Source organism: Haloferax sp. Atlit-4N (genome assembly GCF_003383025.1).
GTDB lineage: Archaea > Halobacteriota > Halobacteria > Halobacteriales > Haloferacaceae > Haloferax > Haloferax gibbonsii.
This window is the reverse complement of the sequence record NZ_PSYY01000004.1, coordinates 304,749-322,641: the sequence shown is the minus strand read 5'-3', so window position 1 is coordinate 322,641 and position 17,893 is coordinate 304,749. Positions and strand designations below refer to the sequence as shown.

At 65.1% G+C, this 17,893-nt stretch carries 17 protein-coding genes and 1 tRNA gene; 9 read left to right on the top strand and 9 right to left on the bottom strand.

The window, feature by feature from the left end; all coding sequences use genetic code 11:
• From C5C07_RS19015 to C5C07_RS19005, 3 genes are all read left to right on the top strand, one after another.
• The coding region (locus C5C07_RS19015; RefSeq protein WP_233510459.1) for a Fe-Mn family superoxide dismutase at positions 1-128 on the top strand (128 nt) is incomplete at its 5' end.
• A 226-nt stretch (positions 129-354) separates the two neighbouring features.
• Entirely contained in the window at positions 355-543 is a 189-nt protein-coding gene (locus C5C07_RS19010; protein ID WP_050460255.1) for a hypothetical protein, read from the top strand.
• Between the two features lie 81 nt (positions 544-624).
• Positions 625-1,209 (top strand): NAD(P)/FAD-dependent oxidoreductase, encoded by a 585-nt coding sequence (locus tag C5C07_RS19005; protein ID WP_004978409.1) that lies wholly within the window; start codon positions 625-627, stop codon positions 1,207-1,209.
• 93 nt (positions 1,210-1,302) lie between these two features.
• Here C5C07_RS19005 and C5C07_RS19000 read toward each other — a convergent pair whose 3' ends face one another.
• The 3 genes from C5C07_RS19000 to C5C07_RS18990 form a co-directional block, all read right to left on the bottom strand.
• Positions 1,303-2,007 carry an alpha/beta hydrolase gene (locus C5C07_RS19000; RefSeq protein ID WP_115805823.1) on the bottom strand — a complete coding sequence of 235 codons (705 nt, stop codon included), beginning with the start codon at positions 2,005-2,007 and terminating at the stop codon, positions 1,303-1,305.
• Positions 2,007-3,014, bottom strand: a complete 1,008-nt coding sequence (locus tag C5C07_RS18995) for a ring-cleaving dioxygenase (RefSeq protein WP_115805822.1) — start codon at positions 3,012-3,014, stop codon at positions 2,007-2,009. The genes C5C07_RS19000 and C5C07_RS18995 overlap by 1 nt, the downstream gene beginning before the upstream one ends.
• A gap of 97 nt (positions 3,015-3,111) precedes the next feature.
• Positions 3,112-3,864 carry a pirin family protein gene (locus C5C07_RS18990; RefSeq protein ID WP_115805821.1) on the bottom strand — a complete coding sequence of 251 codons (753 nt, stop codon included), beginning with the start codon at positions 3,862-3,864 and terminating at the stop codon, positions 3,112-3,114.
• A gap of 206 nt (positions 3,865-4,070) precedes the next feature.
• On the opposite strand from C5C07_RS18990, the gene C5C07_RS18985 reads away from it, so the two are divergent.
• A complete protein-coding gene (locus C5C07_RS18985) occupies positions 4,071-4,292 on the top strand; it encodes a hypothetical protein (protein ID WP_115805820.1) in 222 nt (73 codons plus the stop codon).
• A 30-nt stretch (positions 4,293-4,322) separates the two neighbouring features.
• On the opposite strand, the gene C5C07_RS18980 is transcribed toward C5C07_RS18985, so the two are convergent.
• Positions 4,323-4,964 carry a hypothetical protein gene (locus C5C07_RS18980; protein ID WP_115805819.1) on the bottom strand — a complete coding sequence of 214 codons (642 nt, stop codon included), beginning with the start codon at positions 4,962-4,964 and terminating at the stop codon, positions 4,323-4,325.
• 249 nt (positions 4,965-5,213) lie between these two features.
• Between C5C07_RS18980 and C5C07_RS18975 the strand changes: the two genes are divergently transcribed.
• Positions 5,214-5,288, top strand: a tRNA-Met gene (locus C5C07_RS18975).
• A 306-nt stretch (positions 5,289-5,594) separates the two neighbouring features.
• On the opposite strand, the gene C5C07_RS18970 is transcribed toward C5C07_RS18975, so the two are convergent.
• From C5C07_RS18970 to C5C07_RS18960, 3 genes are all read right to left on the bottom strand, one after another.
• Positions 5,595-6,305: a hypothetical protein gene (locus C5C07_RS18970; RefSeq protein WP_115805818.1), complete on the bottom strand. Its 711-nt coding sequence runs from the start codon at positions 6,303-6,305 to the stop codon at positions 5,595-5,597.
• Between the two features lie 440 nt (positions 6,306-6,745).
• Positions 6,746-7,771: a rhodanese-like domain-containing protein gene (locus tag C5C07_RS18965; RefSeq protein WP_004977865.1), complete on the bottom strand. Its 1,026-nt coding sequence runs from the start codon at positions 7,769-7,771 to the stop codon at positions 6,746-6,748.
• 117 nt (positions 7,772-7,888) lie between these two features.
• Positions 7,889-8,119 carry a helix-turn-helix transcriptional regulator gene (locus C5C07_RS18960; RefSeq protein WP_004977866.1) on the bottom strand — a complete coding sequence of 77 codons (231 nt, stop codon included), beginning with the start codon at positions 8,117-8,119 and terminating at the stop codon, positions 7,889-7,891.
• Between the two features lie 391 nt (positions 8,120-8,510).
• Between C5C07_RS18960 and glmM the strand changes: the two genes are divergently transcribed.
• The 3 genes from glmM (at position 8,511) to glmU (ending at position 12,763) form a co-directional block, all read left to right on the top strand.
• A complete protein-coding gene (gene glmM, locus C5C07_RS18955) occupies positions 8,511-9,836 on the top strand; it encodes a phosphoglucosamine mutase (protein ID WP_115805817.1) in 1,326 nt (441 codons plus the stop codon).
• Between the two features lie 277 nt (positions 9,837-10,113).
• The gene (locus C5C07_RS18950) at positions 10,114-11,481 is read left to right on the top strand and encodes a succinylglutamate desuccinylase/aspartoacylase family protein (protein ID WP_050460249.1); all 1,368 of its coding nucleotides are present in this window, start codon (positions 10,114-10,116) and stop codon (positions 11,479-11,481) included.
• Between the two features lie 100 nt (positions 11,482-11,581).
• Complete coding sequence (gene glmU, locus C5C07_RS18945; protein WP_004977869.1) at positions 11,582-12,763, top strand: bifunctional sugar-1-phosphate nucleotidylyltransferase/acetyltransferase; 1,182 nt, start codon at positions 11,582-11,584, stop codon at positions 12,761-12,763.
• A 175-nt stretch (positions 12,764-12,938) separates the two neighbouring features.
• On the opposite strand, the gene C5C07_RS18940 is transcribed toward glmU, so the two are convergent.
• Both C5C07_RS18940 and glmS read right to left on the bottom strand, forming a co-directional pair.
• A complete protein-coding gene (locus C5C07_RS18940; RefSeq protein ID WP_115805816.1) occupies positions 12,939-14,648 on the bottom strand; it encodes an asparagine synthase-related protein in 1,710 nt (569 codons plus the stop codon).
• A gap of 24 nt (positions 14,649-14,672) precedes the next feature.
• A complete protein-coding gene (glmS, locus tag C5C07_RS18935) occupies positions 14,673-16,481 on the bottom strand; it encodes a glutamine--fructose-6-phosphate transaminase (isomerizing) (protein WP_050460247.1) in 1,809 nt (602 codons plus the stop codon).
• A gap of 367 nt (positions 16,482-16,848) precedes the next feature.
• On the opposite strand from glmS, the gene C5C07_RS18930 reads away from it, so the two are divergent.
• On the top strand, positions 16,849-17,850 hold the full coding sequence (locus C5C07_RS18930; RefSeq protein ID WP_115805815.1) for a thioredoxin domain-containing protein: 1,002 nt from the start codon (positions 16,849-16,851) through the stop codon (positions 17,848-17,850).
• Positions 17,851-17,893: the final 43 nt, after the last annotated feature.

Genomic DNA, 17,893 nt, shown 5'->3' with positions numbered 1-17,893 from the left:
TCTGGGAACACTCCTACTACCACGACTACGGCCCGGCCCGCGGCGACTTCGTCTCCGCGTTCTTCGAGGTCGTCGACTGGGACGAGCCCGCCGCCCGCTACGACCAAGCCGTCGAACTCTTCGAGTAACGTAGCGTAACAGAACGAACCCACCGTTTCCCGCGCGACCACCACGGGTTACCGTGAAAGGGTGCCCAACACAGGGCATCCGGCGGGGCGAGTTCGTCCCGCCAGACCGGCACCCTTCTACCGACCGTCCAGCACGTGTTCCGGCGAGCGGTGCGACTAACACCATCGACCGTTCTCGTTTGTTTCAAGCAAAATTCATAACTACGCGGGAAAGAATGTGCGGTTAATGAGTAATAGTAATCCACCGTGGACTGCCGAATTTGCCGCCCTGAAGTCCGACTGCGCCGTCGAACTCGCCGGGTTGCTGGAGAAATACCCGCAACCGGTCGTCTACGAGGTGATGAGCGAGATGCTCCGCCGAGAGATGCGCGACCAGTTCGCCGTCTCGTTCGCCGAGTCGCAGTTAGACGAATGAACCGCGATAGCGCGTAATCGAGAGTACTACAAAATATCCGCTTTGCTGGGGTTCTTTATCCAGTACGCTAGTGCATGGAACATGGCAGACGTAATCGTCATCGGCGGCGGTCCCGCTGGTCTGACAACCTCCCTCTTCGCCGCGAAGAACGGGCTCTCCACGACGGTCTTCGACACCGACAAGACGTGGATGCACAAGGCGCATCTGTTCAACTACCCCGGAATCGGCTCCATCGACGGTTCGGACTACATGGAGACGCTCCGCACGCAGGTCGACCACTTCGACGCCGAACGCCACCAGGGCGAGGAAGTCACCGACGTGAGCGAGAGCGACGACGGCTTCGTGGTCACGACCGACGACGGCGAGTACGAGGCCGACTACGTCGTGCTCGCCACGGGCGCGAACCGCGACCTCGCGGAGTCGCTCGGCTGTGCGTTCGACGACGACCTCGTCGACGTGGGCGTGACGATGGAGACGAGCGTCGAGGACGCCTACGCCACGGGCGCGATGGTCCGCGCCGAGGAGTGGCAGGCCGTCATCTCCGCCGGAGACGGCGCGGCCGCCGCCCTCAACATCCTCTCGAAAGAGAAGGGCGAGCACTACCACGACTTCGACGTGCCCGCCGACGCCGAGTCCGTCTACGGCTCCCTCATCGACGACGTCTAATCGCAACCCCGCGGTCGTACTTTCCGACTGCGACTTCGCGACTTCGCGTTCTCGTTTTTTCTTCGCCGAGACTCCGGAGACTCGCCTGTCTCGCTAGCCGAGTCGCTCGATGAACGAGTCGATGACCCGAATCTCGTCGTCGTTGATGGCGTGTCCCAGCCCCTCGTACAGCCGGCTCGTCGCGTCGGCCCCGAGTGCCGCGAGGACTCGGGCCGACGCCTCGACTCGCTCGGGGTCGACGCGAGGGTCGTCGCGACCGCTCCCGAAGAAGGCCGGCGTGCCGTCGAGGTCGTCATCGCTGCTGTGACCGTTCTGGTCGCCGTCGTCGTAGCCGTCGTGGGTCCGATTCCCGAGGTCGGGACCGAGGAGACTCCCCGAGAGCGCGACGAGACCGCCGTACCGACGTGGGTTTCGAACCGCGAACTCGGCGGCGAGACACGCGCCCTGCGAGAACCCGAAGAAGACGACTCCTTCGGGCGGAATCCCGGCGTCGGCGGCGATGTCGAGCGCGGCCGACACCCGACCGAGCGCGGAGGTGAGCCACGGTTCGTTTCGCTCGATGGGACTGGTGGCCGGTGCCGGATACCACGAACTCCCGGCGGCCTGCGGCGCGAGGTACATCACGCCCCGGTGGAGGAACTCGTCGACGAGGGTGAGGACGTGCCGCGCCTTCGACCCGCGGCCGTGAAGCAGGACGACCGCCGCGTCGGCGACCTGCGGGGGCGCTCCCGCGGTCGCAATCTCCTGCCCCTCGTGGGGGTCGGTCGCGGACCGGGGCGCTGTTGGGCGGCGGGACATCAGTTCAGTCCGTCGTCGCGACTGGATCCGACGCCGTCGTTGTCCTCAGCGCCTCCGACGGCCTCGTCGCCTCCGACGCCAACCGGGAGGTCGAGCGGGCGCAGTTGGCTTTCTATCATCTCGCGGTCCTCCTCCAGCCACGGCGGGAGGTACAGCGACTGACCGAGCGTCTCCGGGTCAGCGTCGAACGTGAGACCGGGGCCGTCGGTCGCGAGTTCGAACAGGATACCGCCCGGTTCGCGGACGTACAGCGAGTGGAACACGTGTCTGTCTTTCACCCGCGACACGTCGTAGCCGCGCTCGCGGAACAGGTCGTGCCACTCGTACAGCTGGGCTTCGTCCTCGACGCGGACCGCGACGTGGTGGATGCTCCCCGCGCCCTCGCGGCCGAACTCGCCGTCCCTATCGAGGAGGTCCACGACGGTCGCGCGGTCGCCCGGCGCTCGGTAGCGGACGCGGTCGCCCTCCTGTTCGACGAGGTCGAACCCGAGCGTATCGAGCACGCTGGCGGTCACGAAGGGGTTCGTCGAGTGGAGCGTGACGCCGTAGATGCCCCGAATCGCGCGCTCGGCGGGAACCGGGCCGTCGAACCACGGTTCGACCGACGACTCGCCGGTGACGAGTTCGAGGTCGGTCCCGTCGGGGTCCGAAAACCGGAGGACGGTCTCGCCGAACCGCTCGAACGGGCCGTCGACTTCGACGCCGCGGTCGGCGAGGCGGTCGAGCCAGTAGTCGACGGCGTCGGGGGGAATCACCAGCGACGCGGTTCGAATCTGGGGCGTGCCGGGGCGTCCCGGCTCCTCGGCCGGATACGGGAAGAACGTCAGGGCCGTTCCGGGCGAGCCGGTCTCGTCGCCGTAGAACAGGTGGCGCGTGAACTTCTCGTTGAAGTTCACCGTCTGCTTGACGAGGCGCAGACCGAGCGTCGTCGCGTAGAAGTCGACGTTCGCCTGCGCGTCGCGGACGATTCCCGTGACGTGGTGGATTCCGGCGGTGTCTGTGAGCATCGAATTGGGTGGCTTGTCTCGGTGAATGGGTGGATAGAGGGCGACGGTGGCGGCGGCGTTGGTACGGTGACCTATATGCAGTAGTGCGAGAGGACGGTCAGCGGCCGATGGTTCCCTGTCGGGTGACGGGCGCGTCGGGGTCGATCAGGAACGCGACGACGGTGGCGTCCTCGTCGGCGGTGAGCGTCAGCCCGTCGTCGTCGACGAGCAGGCCGCTTTCGGTCTTCCCGAAGCGCGTGCCCGCGGCCTCGACCGCGCCGTCGAACACGTAGAAATACGCGTCCCGGCCCTCGACGTCGGGGAGGTCGGCGCTCGACCCGGCGTCGAGGCGGAGGTCGAAGAGGTCGACCTCGTTGCGGACGAAAAGCGGCGCGTCGGAGCCCTCGGGACCGAACAGGTGCCGCCACTCGCCCTCGACGGGGGCGTCGATGGGCTCGTGTTGGATGTTCGGCTCCAGCCCGAGGCTGTGGGGCCGGACGAACATCTGGAGCATCCGCAGCGGTGGGTCGTCCGCCCGGGTGAACTCCTCGTGCCAGAACGTCTCGCCCGCGTTCATCACCATCAGGTGGTCGGCGTCGGTGACGAGGTCGTTTCCGTCTTGGTCGCCGTGGCGCATCACGCCGGCGGGCACCCACGAGATGATTTCCTCGTCGCGGTGGGGATGCATCGCGATGTGGGTGTCGGGGTCCATGAACGACTCGACGATGGTCGCGAGCGGGCCGTAGCCGTGGTCCGCGTGGTCCGGGAGGGCGCGCCCGGGGAAGTTGAAGTGGGTCCGGAACTTCCCCTGATTCTGGGAGACGTCGGTTCGCTCCGCCTTGTAGAGCTTCGTCTCGGAGCCGACTTTCATTACGCACGCACCTACGCGTCGAATCTATATACCTTCTCGGCGACGTGACCGAAAGCAGGTGACGTCGGTGTCACCGGGTGAGAGTCCCGGAGAGAGCACCGAGCGGCCGACCAATTCGGAAGGACCTCGCGAAACGGCGACTCTGGTTTCGGGCCGACCGGTTCGGTGGCAAATATTTTGTTCTTACTGACACGAGGGGTAGTTTGATGGAGACGAGTCGATGGACGCCACGGCGAAACTGGTTGTTCGTCACGCTGAGTGGTCTTGGAGCCGCGGGAATCGTCTACGTGTTCGGCCCTGCCGATTCGGGCGTTGCAACGTCGGTCGCGGTCGGTGTCGTCGTCTGGCTCATGTTCGCGGTCGGACTTGTGGTCTCGAACGAGCGGGTGAAACAGGCTCTCCTCGACTTACTATCGCTTTTCCCTTGAGTACGTCCGCGCCAGAACGACTCCAAGGCGTCACCACCCTTGCCGCAGTACGAACGCGGCGTGTCCGAACACGGCGAGTAGAAACGGCACCGAACCGGCGGGCCAGACGAAGACCGTACCGAGCGGAATCGCACCCAGAAAGAGAGCGGTCACGGCGAACCGCCCCCACACCCGGTCGGCCGACTTCAGCGCCGAGTCAGCGGAAATCGAAACGTCGTATCGTCGAAGTGCCTCGCGGAACTGGGATTCGACCTCGTCCGGGACGAGAAACATCGAGGGCTTGTTGACGAACGATTTCTCGTAGTACAGCCGGACCGCAGTCCGGTTCCCGATGGTCACGAACCGGGCAGTTTCAACGTCCGCGAGTGAGATCGTCACGTCCTCGTCGCTCCGAAACAGCGAGGGGTCACCCATGTGGTAGGTGCTTTCGAGTTCGCCGGCGTCACCGTCGAGCGCGACGCTCATACCGATGAACCGTTCCGAACTCTGGAGGACTGCCGTCAGTACCACCGCGCAGTACATACTGTACACGAACGGGGCGCGGTCACCGGCGAGCGCGCCGAAAGTCAGGAGAGCGGCCGGGACGACGCCAAATACCGACCACCACAACACGCAGCCGAAATCGATGCCGTTGAACGCGACACGCCACGGGAGTTCTCGAAGGCCAGCCATCCCCGCGGTCCACGCTACGACGGACTCGCTCTCGTCTGGATGTGTCACCGTTAGTGTACTTCAAAATCAGCCGGTATATAGCTCTCTTTCAACGAGTCGCGATGCGACCGCCGCGCCTCTGGTTCGGGCGCAAAAAGAACTCACGAGAAGTCCGAAGTCTCCCGCAGGTACCGGAACCTAAATCAAAATGAATTGACACTCCGTATCCGAAACAGAAGCCTTACCACTAGCAATCGAGTTCGATGTAGTAGCGGGATGGGATAGCCAGGAGATTCCGCCGGGCTCATAACCCGGAGATCGGTAGTTCAAATCTACCTCCCGCTATTCTCCTGAAAACTACACCCCAAGCAGCGCGTTTCATCGCGCTGCGGCGGCCCGTCTTCCGTGATAATCGCAACAGGTAGTTTGAACCAGAGAATCGAGCGGAGCGAGATTCGCGTCGTTCAAATCTACCTCCCGCTATGGTTTTGCCGACCGCAACTCCTAAGCGCCGAGTCTCGGCTCGGCGCGGCCCACGAGGTCGGCCACATAGCCAGTCAGTCGAACTAGTGAGCAGCGCTTCAGGTTGTGAGTGAGGCCGCTTTCCCCGACGATTAAGAGAAGACCGGGTTCGGAGAGGAGACTGACAACTCAGTAATCGGCCGACTTACCGCGTTTCTCGGCGACGACCGACCCGACTGCGGACCGCAACGCCTCCCAATCGACGCGGCCGTTGTCGAGTCGAAGGTACTCCTCGCGGACGATACTCTCGAACACGCGTGCGTGAACCTCGGCGGTCGTGGGCGATTGGGACGTTTCGACGGCGCGGCCGACTCGGGCGTCGGTGACGAGGTCGTCGGCGAGTTCCGCTGGCTCGCCTCGTATCGGCTCGTGGTCGCGTCTCTCGTCGACGGCGGTGTCTTCGACGAGTGCGCGTCCACCGCGTCGGTTCTCGATGACGACACCCGCGGCGGGTCCGGCGTACCACGCTGATTCGGGGATGTCGAGTCGCTCCGGGTGGAAATCCCGGACGTTCAGTTCCTTCTGGAAGGTGTTCAGCGGCGTCAGACCCAGGCGTTCGAACACCTGCTCGGCTTTGTCGATGGGGAGCAGTCGCTCCTTGGCCCCGCTCCAGATGGTCCAGCCGAGAAATGCCGGGATTCGCTCCCAGTCGTAGTCGATACCGACATTGCACGGTGCCACGCCGAAGAAGACGTACGCTCCCGGCTCGTCGACCGCGTCGTGGAACGCGTCGCGGTCGAACCGCTCTCGAACGTGCCGAACGGCGGATTCGTACGGCGGAGGCACGTCGTCGAAGACTCGGTCTCGGTCGCCGAACAGTAGACGCCCCGACGGTTCCATCTGAAACCGCAACCGGAGACCAGCGACGTACTCACGGAGCCACAGGTGACCGCTCGACAGCAACTCGTCGGCAGCGTCTCCGAGATGAGGCGTCGGTAGATACGGTTGCATGAGTGATTCGTTCCACGACGAGAGGGATAGTCTTGGGTGTGCGCTCTGGCATCTCACTCGCCGCGTGCCGCCCTTCGAGCCGCATGGGAGCACGTCGTCGTAGACTGCCTAGAGGGTCGAGCCGCGAATGATAAATTTTGTATCGCGCTATATGGTTTATCCTCTACTCTCGGAGAATAACCGACAAATTGCTAATCCTCGTTGTCTCCTGCCGACAACGACGCAACAAATATAGACAATTTTCGGATACTTCTCGTCTCTCACTCGAAATCGGAGCTCACAGAATCAGCGAGGGGTCGGTGTTCGATGTTCTCCCGGTAGCTGACCGGTCAGATTCGCCAGTTCAGCGAGAACGAGTCGTTCGTCGCGGTATCGTTCGTGGCAGTACCGTTCGTCGTCCCGTTCGTGGAGTTCGAAGTGGCCTTCGTCTGCTCGGCCGGCGTTCCCGTGTCTGCCGTGACAGTTCCGCTCGTCAGCTCGCCCAGCGGGGCCTGAATGGCATAGCTCGGCGTCTCGACCTGAATCGTGCTCTGGGCGTCGACCTGTACGAACTTCAGTTCGAGCGTGTACGAGCCGTCGGATTCGATTTCGGTCGCTTCGACCTGGTCGGTCTGCGGGTGGAACGCCCACGCCGTCTCACCGGCGTCGAGGCGGCTCGTCTCGCCTTCGATAGTCCGAACCGTGTAATCCCGGCTCGTGTCGGACCCCGCAAGCGGGTAGTTGCGGTCGAGCCACGCCTGGTATCCCTCGTCGATGGCGTACACGTTCTCGAAGCCGGTCGCGAGCAGCATCGCCGCCCGGAGCGACGACAGGTGGTGCGGGCAGTGGCAGTAGGTCACCACGCGGTCCGCCTCGTTCCAGTCGTCCGTGGGGTCGAGCGTCCGCCCGTCCGGTGCGGGGCTGAGCACGGAGCCGAAGACGTGGGAGACCTCGTATCCGGTCTCGCTGCGGGCGTCGACGAAGCGCGCCTCCCCGCGCGCGTACCAGTAGTACGCGTCCTCGATGGGAACGAGCGGAACTTCGACGGTCACGTCGTGCACCTCTCGCGTGAGCGTATCGTAGGAGCTCGTGTCGATAGACCGCTCTTCCGGCACGGTGTCGAACTCAGGCGGGTAGCCGTCCGAAGGTTTGGGGTCTTGCGGTAGGTCGTCGCCCTCGCGGGGTCCTCGCATCCGGTCTTCGGGCGCGGCCGTCGTCGTTTGCGTCGTCGTCTGCGTCGCGTTCGCGGTGGTCGTCTGGGTCGACGTGGACGGCGTCGATTCGGGGGACCCGCTCGAACAGCCCGCGAGCCCGGCAATCGTCGCTGCACCGGTCAACTGAAGGAACCGTCTGCGGCTCGACTGTCGTTCTGTCATCACCCATCCGTACTGACCAGTAGTGGTTTATTATATACAGAGTAAGCGCTGTGCACCCTTACTCGCGTGGAAAGGCGGGCTACGAGTGACGGGCGTATCGTGCCGCTAAACCGCCGTTCACGCGGTCTGCTTGAGATACCGCTTCTCCCAGCGGCGGCGCGTCTCGACCGCTTCGCGGCCCTCGTCGGTCAGCGAGTACTCGTTGGTCCGTCCGTTCTTGCTCCCTTTGTGGACGAGGTCTTTGTCGACGAGTTCGTTCAGGTTCGTGTACACGCGGCCCGTGAGCAGGTCGCGCCCCTGCGTCTTTTCGAGTTCGGTCTTGATGGTCTGTCCAGAGGAGTCGCTCATTCCTCGCACAACGAACAGCAAATCGCGTTGAATCGCGGTTAATTCGTGTACGCACATAGGGGATGCCACGGGCGCACCCTACATGAACTTCGGAGATAGTTGTGGTTCTAAAGAACCCCTAGAACGTGTGAAACGGTCGTTTCTCGGAGTTCGCTCTCAGCACCGACGGCGACCGCGCGAATAGACACATCATAAACGGGGGTCGCTCCGACCGCTCGAACGCGCGAAACCACGCGGACCCGGACGAACGCGCCATCGTTCCGCGACTGCCGACCAGCGGACGCCGGGCGATAGCCGACCCGCCAACTGCGCCCTCTCGGGAGCGAACGCCCCGACCCAGCGGTTCCTTACTCATCCCATAGTAAGGAACCCCGCCGCCCACGTGCGGAGTATGTTTGGAACGAGCGGCGTTCGCGGTGCCGTCGGCGAAGACGTGACGGCTGAAGTGGCGCTCTGTATCGGAAGGGCGCTCGGTAGCGAGGTCTCCGGGCGCGTCGTCGTCGGTCGCGACGCGCGCGAAAGCGGAACGATGCTCGAACACGCACTCGTCGCCGGGCTTCTGGAGTGCGGAATCGACGTACTCCGACTCGGAACCCTGCCGACGCCGTCTATCGCCCGCGCCGTCGAGTGGTTCGACGCCGACGCCGGTGCCGTCATCACCGCCTCGCACAACCCGCCGACCGACAACGGCGTGAAGCTCTGGACCGCGTCCGGCCGGGCGTTCGATTCGGCCCAGCGCGCCGCCATCGAGCGCCGTATCGATGACGAGGACTACGAACTCGCCGCGTGGGACGGCGTCGGAACCGAGCGACACCGAAGCATCGAAAACCGCCACCGCGACGCGCTCAAATCGAGCGTCGACCTCGAAAACCCCTGTTCGGTCGTCGTCGACATCGGCAACGGAACGGGACGGCTCACGGCGGACGCGCTCTCGGACCTCGGCTGTACGGTGTCGACGCTCAACGGCCAGCGCGACGGTCGATTCCCCGCCCGCCCGAGCGAACCGACCGACGAGACGCTTCGCGGGCTCAAGTCCCACGTCGCCGCGACCGACGCGGACCTCGGTATCGCCCACGACGGGGACGCAGACCGGATGATGGCCGTCGACGGCGACGGGAACTTCGTCGACGGCGACGCGCTCCTCGCCCTGTTCGGGCGCGAGGCCGCGTCAGAAGGCGACCGAATCGCCGTTCCGGTGAACACGAGCCTCGCCGTCGACGACGCGGTCGCGACCGTCGGCGCGGACGTGGTCCGGACGCGCGTGGGCGACGTGTTCGTCGCCGAGCGGTGCGCCGAGCCGGGCGTCGTCTTCGGCGGCGAGCCCTCCGGGGCGTGGATTTGGGCCGACGAGACGCCCTGTCCCGACGGCCCGCTCGCGGCGTGCAAACTCGTCGAGTTCGTCTCGCGGCGCGGCCCGTTGGCCGACCTCGTGGACGATATCGACGCCTACCCGCTTCGCCGCGAGAGCGTCGAGACGAGCGACAAAGCGGGCGTCCTCGAACGCGTCGAAGCGGCGGTGCGCGAGGAGTACGACGACATCGACGACCGCGACGGGCTCCGCGTCGAGACCGACGACGGGTGGTTCCTCGTCCGGGCGAGCGGAACGCAACCGCTCGTGCGAGTCACCGCCGAAGGTCGGACGGAAGCGGCGACCGACCGGCTGTTCGACGAGGCGCTGGCGCTCGTCGAGTCTCGAATCGGCCCCGTCCGTACCTGAACCGGGGGGTCGACCCGGACCTCGAACGTCGGTTCCTCCGGTACGACGAACGCTACTTCGGTTACACGCTCAGGTTCACCACCGAGTGACGCGACCGGAGAGGCAACTTCGCTCCCGCGTAGAATTGGAGTATCGAAATTGGGTGGCCAGCGAATGGGTGACACGCCCACAAATCAGCCGAATTCAGTGCGGTAGTTGTCCGCATGGATATAAAAAGACTGGATATGTGAAGGCACGGTGTTTCTCCGTTTTATGACGTTCAGTAAATCGGATACAAATGAACGCGGAATTTACTCGTCGCACCTTCCTCACCGCCGCCGGCGGACTCGCGCTGCTCGGAACTGTCGGAACTCGGAACGCCGCAGCGGGGTTCTCGCCGGGCGTCGTCGGAACCGCACCGTACCTCAGTGACCGACTCTACCCGACGATGGGCACCGACGATTCGAACCCGACGCTCGTCGTCTACGTGAACTTCCTGTCGGGCTCCTCGCAGTACTTCGTTCAGCACAACCTCGAAGACGTCGTCCGCGAGTACGTCCTGACGGGCGACCTCAACCTCGAAGTCCGACTCCTCTCGTACAAGCCCGACGCCATCGACACCTACCTCGTCGGCGACGACGAGGGCGAAGCCCGCGCCGCCCGCGCCGCCCACGGCGTCTGGGACGTCGAACCGGAGAACTTCTGGCGGTTCTTCGAGTTCATGTTCTGGAACTTCACGACCAAGACGTACACCCACGCTCGGTTGGAATCCTACATGGACCTCGCGGGTGTCCGAAACATCACGAAAATCGCCAACCGCGCCTACGAAGACCGCTACGACAGCCTCGTCCGCTCGGCGACCGACGAGGCCGGCCGCTACGGCATCTCGGGCGTGCCGCGAGTTCGCCTGCTTCGAGACCACAAGGACGGAAACTACGGCGACATCCTCGGCTGGGTTCGGACCCGTCTCGACCGGGTCAACGCGGGGTCGGTACGCACCCACTCGCTCCTTCCGGGAACGAACTACGAGACGCCCGTCCACGTCATCGACTCCGGAAAGCCCGGCCCGACGGCGTTCGTCGTCGGCGGTATCCACGGCGAGGAGCCGCAGGGCTACCGCGCGGCGGACCAACTCAGGCATCTCCGCCCGACCGGCGGCAAGCTCGTCGTCGTCCCCTACGCGAACGCGCCCGCAATCAGTATCGGGGCGCGGTACACCGAAGACGGCGACCTGAACCGACAGTTCCCCACCGGAGCGGAACCCACGTCCCGGCTCGCGCGGGCGCTCTGGGACGAACTCGTCTCGCACGACCCCGACGTCGTCGTCGACCTTCACAGCTCCAGCGGCATCTACAAGCACGACGGAAAAGTCGGCCAGGCGGTCTTCCCGACTCGCGCGACCCCGATGAACGCCGCAAGCGCGTGCGACTACGTCAACGAGCAGTACATCGACCCCTCGGAGTACCCGTCGTACTACGACTTCGACTGCGGGAACTCCCTCGACGGCTCTCGTCCGCTCTTCATCCACAAGGTGTACGGCGACCTGCACCTCCCCGGCTACATCGTCGAGACGACCCGCAAGGGGACGACCCTCGAAGACGCCGTAACGTGGGAAGTCGCCGTCGCCCGCGACCTGCTCTGGCAACACGGCGTCTACCACGGGTGACCGGCTACGACGCGCCTAACGCGACGAACTCGCCGAAAACCGCCGACAACGACCGCTTATCTCGCGTATAATAACGCCCGTCGTTCGACTACGGCGGGGTATGCAAGCGATTCTACTGGCGGCCGGACGCGGCACGCGAATGCGCCCGCTGTCGAACGAGGTTCCGAAACCGATGCTGACCGTGGCCGGACGGCCAATCGTCGGCCACACCGCCGCGGCGGCGGTCGAAGCCGGTGCCGACGAACTCGTCATGGTCGTCGGTTACGGCCAAGAGACGGTGCGCGAGCACTTCGGCTCGTCCTACCGCGGCGTCCCGGTCTCGTACGTCGAACAGGACGAACAGCAGGGGACCGCAGACGCGGTTCGCGCAGCCAAGGAGCACATCGACGGCGCGTTCGCCGTCCTCTACGGCGACAACCTCTACGACCCCGCCGGAATCGACGCCCTGTTCGACGCGGCACCGAGCATCGCGTCGGTCCGCGTCCCGAACCCCTCCAACTACGGCGTGTTGAACGTCAGCGACGGCGCGGTGGCGGAAATCGTCGAGAAACCCGACGCCCCGCAGAACGACCTCGTCAACGCCGGCGCGTACGTGTTTCCCGCCGAGGCCCGCGACATGCTCGACGTCCCGCTGAGCGAGCGCGGCGAGCGCGAACTCACCGACGTTCTCGACCGGGTCATCGACCGGTTCAACGTCTCTCCGGTGACGCTCGACCGCTGGATGGACGTTGGACGCCCGTGGGAGCTCCTCGAAGCCAACGAGTGGAAGCTCGGAACGTTCGACCGCCGCGTCGACGGCGACGTGAGCGACGACGCCACGGTCCAAGGCGACGTGGTCGTCGAGGAGGGGGCGACCGTCAGAGACGGCTCCGTCGTCGAGGGACCCGCCTACATCTCGGCGGGCGCGACGGTCGGACCGAACGCGTACGTTCGCGGGTGCACGTTCGTCGGACCCGACGTCCACGTCGGCCACGCCGTCGAAATCAAAAACAGCGTCCTCCTCGCGGAGACGAGCGTCGGCCACCTCTCGTACGTCGGCGACAGCGTCGTCGGCCGCCGCGTCAACCTCGGCGCGGGGACGAACGTCGCCAACCTCCGCCACGACGGCGAGGCCGTCTCCGTGACGGTCAAAGGCGAACGTGTCTCGACCGGCCGCCGAAAGTTCGGCGCGGTCGTCGGCGACGACGCGAAGACCGGCATCAACACGGCGCTCAACGCCGGGGTGAAACTCTCCGAAGGCGCTCGTACCATGCCCGGCGAGACCGTGTCGACCGACCGATAACGCGACGGGTCGCTCTTTTTCCGCTCGTTTACTCCCGTAGGTCACGCGCTGTCGATGCCGGCACCGACACCGACACCGACACCGACACCCGCAGGTGTCGATGTCTGGATGGGGCGACTGCGGGGCCGGCGGGCGCGTCGTCGAGACGGACTGACGGGAAGAAGAGCTGCGGAGTTCAGGAGTCGGTGAGCATCCGCACCGGCGGACACAGCACGTCGTTGGGGGTGAGGACGCTGTCGTCGTCCGCGGCGTTCATCCACGTGGTGATGTCGTTGATTCGGAGCTTGACCCTGACCGGAAGCTCGTGGATGCTCGGGTAGCCGGGGAACAGTTTGCGGTCGAGTTCGTTCCGGTCGTACTGCGCCTCCATGTCGGGCCACGGCGAACTGAACGGCTCGATACCGGGGACTTTCCGGCGGACGAACTTCTCGATTTGGTTCTTCCTGAACGAGTTGTGCGGTCTGTCCGGCGGCCGGTGGCGGAAGATATCCGGGTTGAGTTTCCGCATCGCCGCCATCATCGTGTTCGTGTTGCGCTTTTCGGGCGGGGTCTTCAGGTGCCAGTCGATGAGTTCGGCGTCGGCGGCGACGAACGACTCGATGTAGTTGTCCGATAGCTCGAAGTGGAACGGGACCGACGGCTGGTTTTGGATTCCGATGAGTTCGATGCTGTCGTAGACGTTGTCGTATCGGTCCGACCACTTGTCGAGTTGCTCGTCGACGACGTCGTCGATGAACTCCATGCTCGTGTCGAACTCGTCGTAACACTCGGGGAAGACGTGGTCGCACGCCGGGTGGTAGCCGAACTTCGACGACAGCACCTCGGCGGGGTCCGGGTCGGGGTCCAGACCCTGCAACGGGAACCGATTACCGAACACTTCGACGACGTTCTGTGGGAGGAAATGTCCGCGGAGGAACGTGTCGAAGAGCAGTCCGTGAAAGACGGTGTCGGCGTCCATCGTTTCGTCGCAGCCCGCGTGGTGGACGTGGACCGACTCGCGCGTGCCGAGCGAGTACTCGATGACCTCCTCGTCGACGTTGATGTAGTCGTCGTCGGGGACGAGCGTCTCGTGGTCGGCACCGTACTGGTTCGCGATGTTCCGGGCGACTTCGACTTCGGGGTGGTCGGCCGCGCCGAGCGTGTAACAGACGTCGATGTCGGGGTGCTGGGCGACGATTGCCCGCGAGTCGTAGCCGCCGCTCAGGAGCACGCCCTGTTTGCCGGGGAAGTTCGACCGGCGGGCTATCGCCCGTTCGAGGCGCGCCGCGAGCTCGTCGACGTAGTCGAACTCGTCTGGGTCGGCGGGGTCGTAGACGAACCGGGAGAGCGTCCCCGACTCGTCGGCGGTGAAGTAGCCGTCGAACGGGATACAGCTGAGTCGGCTGTAGACCGTCCGCTCGTCGACGACGACCCCCATGTGGATGTATTCGAGGAGGCCGCGGGTGTCGACTTCCAGCCCGGTTGCCGCCGAGAGGACGCGCTGTGGGTTCGTGCCGAACACCCGCCCGTCGGGCGTGTCGGTGTAGAAACACTGCCACGTGCGGGCGGGGTCCGAGGCGACTACCGCGTCGCCGTCGAGTTCGACGAACACGAGGAACGACCCGTTGAGTTCACCGAACGCGTCGGCTCCGACCGCGGCGTACCGTTCGAAGGCGTACTCCGCGGTCGGGGTCGAAACGTCGTCGGGGGAGAACGCCTCGCCCCAGACGATACAGCTCCCTCGCTCGTCTCGATACGTCGATGAGCGTCCCGGGAACCCGAGTGCGGGGTCGCGGATAGCGACGGTCGCGCGCTCGCCGTCGGCGACCCAGTCGAAGCTCGAACGAGACGCGAGGTCGTCGAAGGCCCCGTCGTCGTCGAGGACGCCAAACAGTTCTTTGTTCATTGTGGGTGGCTGGTCTCCGTGAGGTTATTCGACCGTGACACTCTTCGCGAGGTTTCGCGGCTTGTCTATCTCGCGGTCCAACTCGGTCGCGCAGTAGTACGACAGGAGCTGCAGCTGGACGTTCGCGAGGAGGTTCGCACAGACGGGATGCCTGTCGGGAACGTAGAGCTGTTCGTCCGCGGTGTCCATTATCTGATGGTCCGACGGACCGAGGGCGACGATGGGCGCACCGCGGGTCTTCGCCTCCTCGGCGTTTGTCACCGTCTTGCCGCTGCCGTCAGTACAGACCGCGAAGATGGGCGTTCGGTCGGTGACGAGCGCCAGCGGGCCGTGTTTGAGTTCGCCGGACGCGAACCCCTCCGCGTGCTCGTAGGTGATCTCCTTGAACTTGAGCGCGCCCTCCTTGGCCACCGAACAGCCGAGCCCGCGGCCGATGAAGAAGTACGCGTTCATGTCGAGGTACTCGCGCGCGAGCCGCTTGGCGTCGCTCGTCTGGAGCACCTGTTCGACGGCGTCGGGGAGTTCGGCCATATCGGAGACGAGCCGGTCGAGGTTGTCGGCGGGAACGCCGGAGTCGACGATGTCGGAGAGGTGCTGGCTGAGAAGCGTGAGCACCGCCGCCTGCGACGAGAACGTCTTCGTGGCGGCCACGCCGATTTCGGGGCCGGCGCGGATGTAAATCGGTTCGTCGGCCTCGCGGGCGGCGGTCGACTGCACGACGTTCGTCACCGCGAGCGTCTCGACGCCCTCCTCGTTGACCTGCCGAAGCGCGCTGAGCGTGTCCGCCGTCTCGCCGCTCTGGGTGACCGCGATGAACAGCGTGTTGTCCGTCAGCGACCCCGTCGTCAGGTCGTACTCGCTCGCGCGAATCGCGCGCGCCGGAACGTCACAGCGGTTCAGGAGGCTCGCACCGAACAGCGCGGCGTGGTACGATGTGCCACAACCGACGAGTTGGACGGAGTCGACGTCCGAGAGGTCGGTCTCGATGTCGAGGTCGATATCGCCCGCCTCCGGGTCGAGACGCCCTTCGAGCGTCTTCTGGAGCGAGGTCGGTTGCGTGTGAATCTCCTTGAGCATGAAGTGGTCGAACTGCCCCTTTCCGGTCTCGTCGGGGTTCCAGTCGACCGTCTCGACTTCGCGCCGCACCGTCTCGTCGTCCTCGTCGGTGATGTCGACGCCGTCGGCGCGGACCTCGACGGTGTCGCCGTCTTCGAGGTAGACGACGTTTCGCGTGTGGTCGAGGAAGGCGGGCACGTCGCTGGCGAGATAGTAGCTGTTCTCGTCGACGCCGAGGACGAGCGGCGACCCCTGGCGGGCGGCGTAGATGGAGTCGTTGCCGTCGACGACGACCGCGATGGCGTAGCTCCCTTCGAGCGCGTCGACCGCGCGCTCGAACGCCGCCAGCGGCTCGTTTCCGCGGTCGAGGTAGTGGCTGACGAGGTTCGGAATGACCTCGGTGTCGGTGTCGCTCGTGAACTCGAATCCCTCCGCTTCGAGGGACTCTTTGAGCGTCGCGTAGTTCTCGATGATGCCGTTGTGGACCGCGGCGACCTGATTCGTCTGGTTCGTATGCGGGTGCGCGTTCTCGTCGGTCGGCGGCCCGTGGGTGCTCCATCGCGTGTGGCCGATACCGAGGGTCGCGCTCGATTCGACCCCGTCGATGGTGTCCTTGAGGTCGGAAACCTGCCCCGAGCACTTCCACACGTCGAGTCCCGAGCCGTTTTTCACCGCGATACCGGCGGAGTCGTAGCCGCGGTACTCCAGTTTCTCGAGTCCGGTCACGAGCGGGCTGATAGCCCGCTTCTCACCGACGTGAGCGATGATTCCGCACATGTTAGCGTCCCTCCGAGGACTGCGAGACACGCGCGGTCCCGGTCGTCGTTGGCTGTGGTCGGTTCAGGGCGGACGGGGCGGAACTGTTCGACTCCCCCCGATGTTGTTTCTGATGTGTCATGGTTTGTGGGGTCAGCGGCTTGGGCTGTCCGTGAAACCACGATACGGAGAAGCGGCCATTACTATAGACGCGCTAAGGGACGGCGGCGACTCCACAACCGAAGCAAGCGCGTCGCTGTCGTGCGGTTTCTCGGAAACGTGGCATCGGCGGGTCGAACGACGAATTAGGCACCGAACAGGCCACAGAGCGAGCGCCGGAACGCCTTACACGGCCGATAATAATGCCGTTCACGCCCAGGTGTGGAGTATGGTTGACCGAGAGACAGACAGACGGAGTATTCTCAAACTATCCGGCGTCGCGGCCATCGCCTCGCTGAGCGGTTGTGCGAGCTTCGCCAAGGAGGCGAACACCGGCGGGGCGGACACGCCGGCGGGGCAGCCGGAACAGCAGACGACGACCGCGCAGCCCGAGACGCGGACGGCCGCGGGCAACGAGACCGACGCGAACGCGTCCGTCGAGATGCGTCCGAAGACGGTGTCCGACCCGTCGTTCGAGCTCCAGACGGGCGCGCTCCCGTCGTTGCAGACCGACGCGCGGTATCCGACCATCGGAACGGCCGACACGACGGTGACCGTTTACGGGAGCTGGAAGTGCCCGTACACCCAGGAGTTCGTGCGACGGCAGTTCGGCGGGTTGGTCGAGGACTTCGTCGCGACCGGCGACCTCTCCATCGAGTTCCGGAACGTGGCGTACATGGACGGCGAGCCGTACCTCGGGCCGGACGCGCCCCGTGCGAGCGAAGCCGGGCTCGCGGTCTGGAACATCGACCCCGAGTCGTTCTGGACGTACTTCTCCTACGTCTTCGCGAACCAGCCGCAGGAGCGTCGCGACTGGGCGACGACCGAAAATCTCGTCCGATTCGCCGAGGCGGCGGACGCGAACGGCATCGACCAGATTCGGCGGGCGATTCGGTCGCGCGCGTACGCCCAGAGCGTCCAGCTGTCCGCCGACAGCGCGGCCGAACTCGACATCACGACCGTCCCCCGAGTCGCCTCCGACGGCGGGGTGACGGCACCGACGGTCGACCCCGAAGCGACGAGGGAACAGCTCGAACGGGTCGCGAACGGCGGGTCGACGTTCGGCGGAACGACGACCGAGAACAACTCCACGTTCGGCGGGAACTCGACTGAGAACGGCACCTCGTTCGGGTCGTCGGCCGGCGGAAACGAGAGTGGCGCGGCGAACAACAGTTCGACGACGTTCGAAACCAACGAGACGACCGAGTCGGACGACGACGACGCGTTCTAGTTCTTCCCGGCGCTGCCGCGGTCCGATTTTTCGGTGTGAGGCC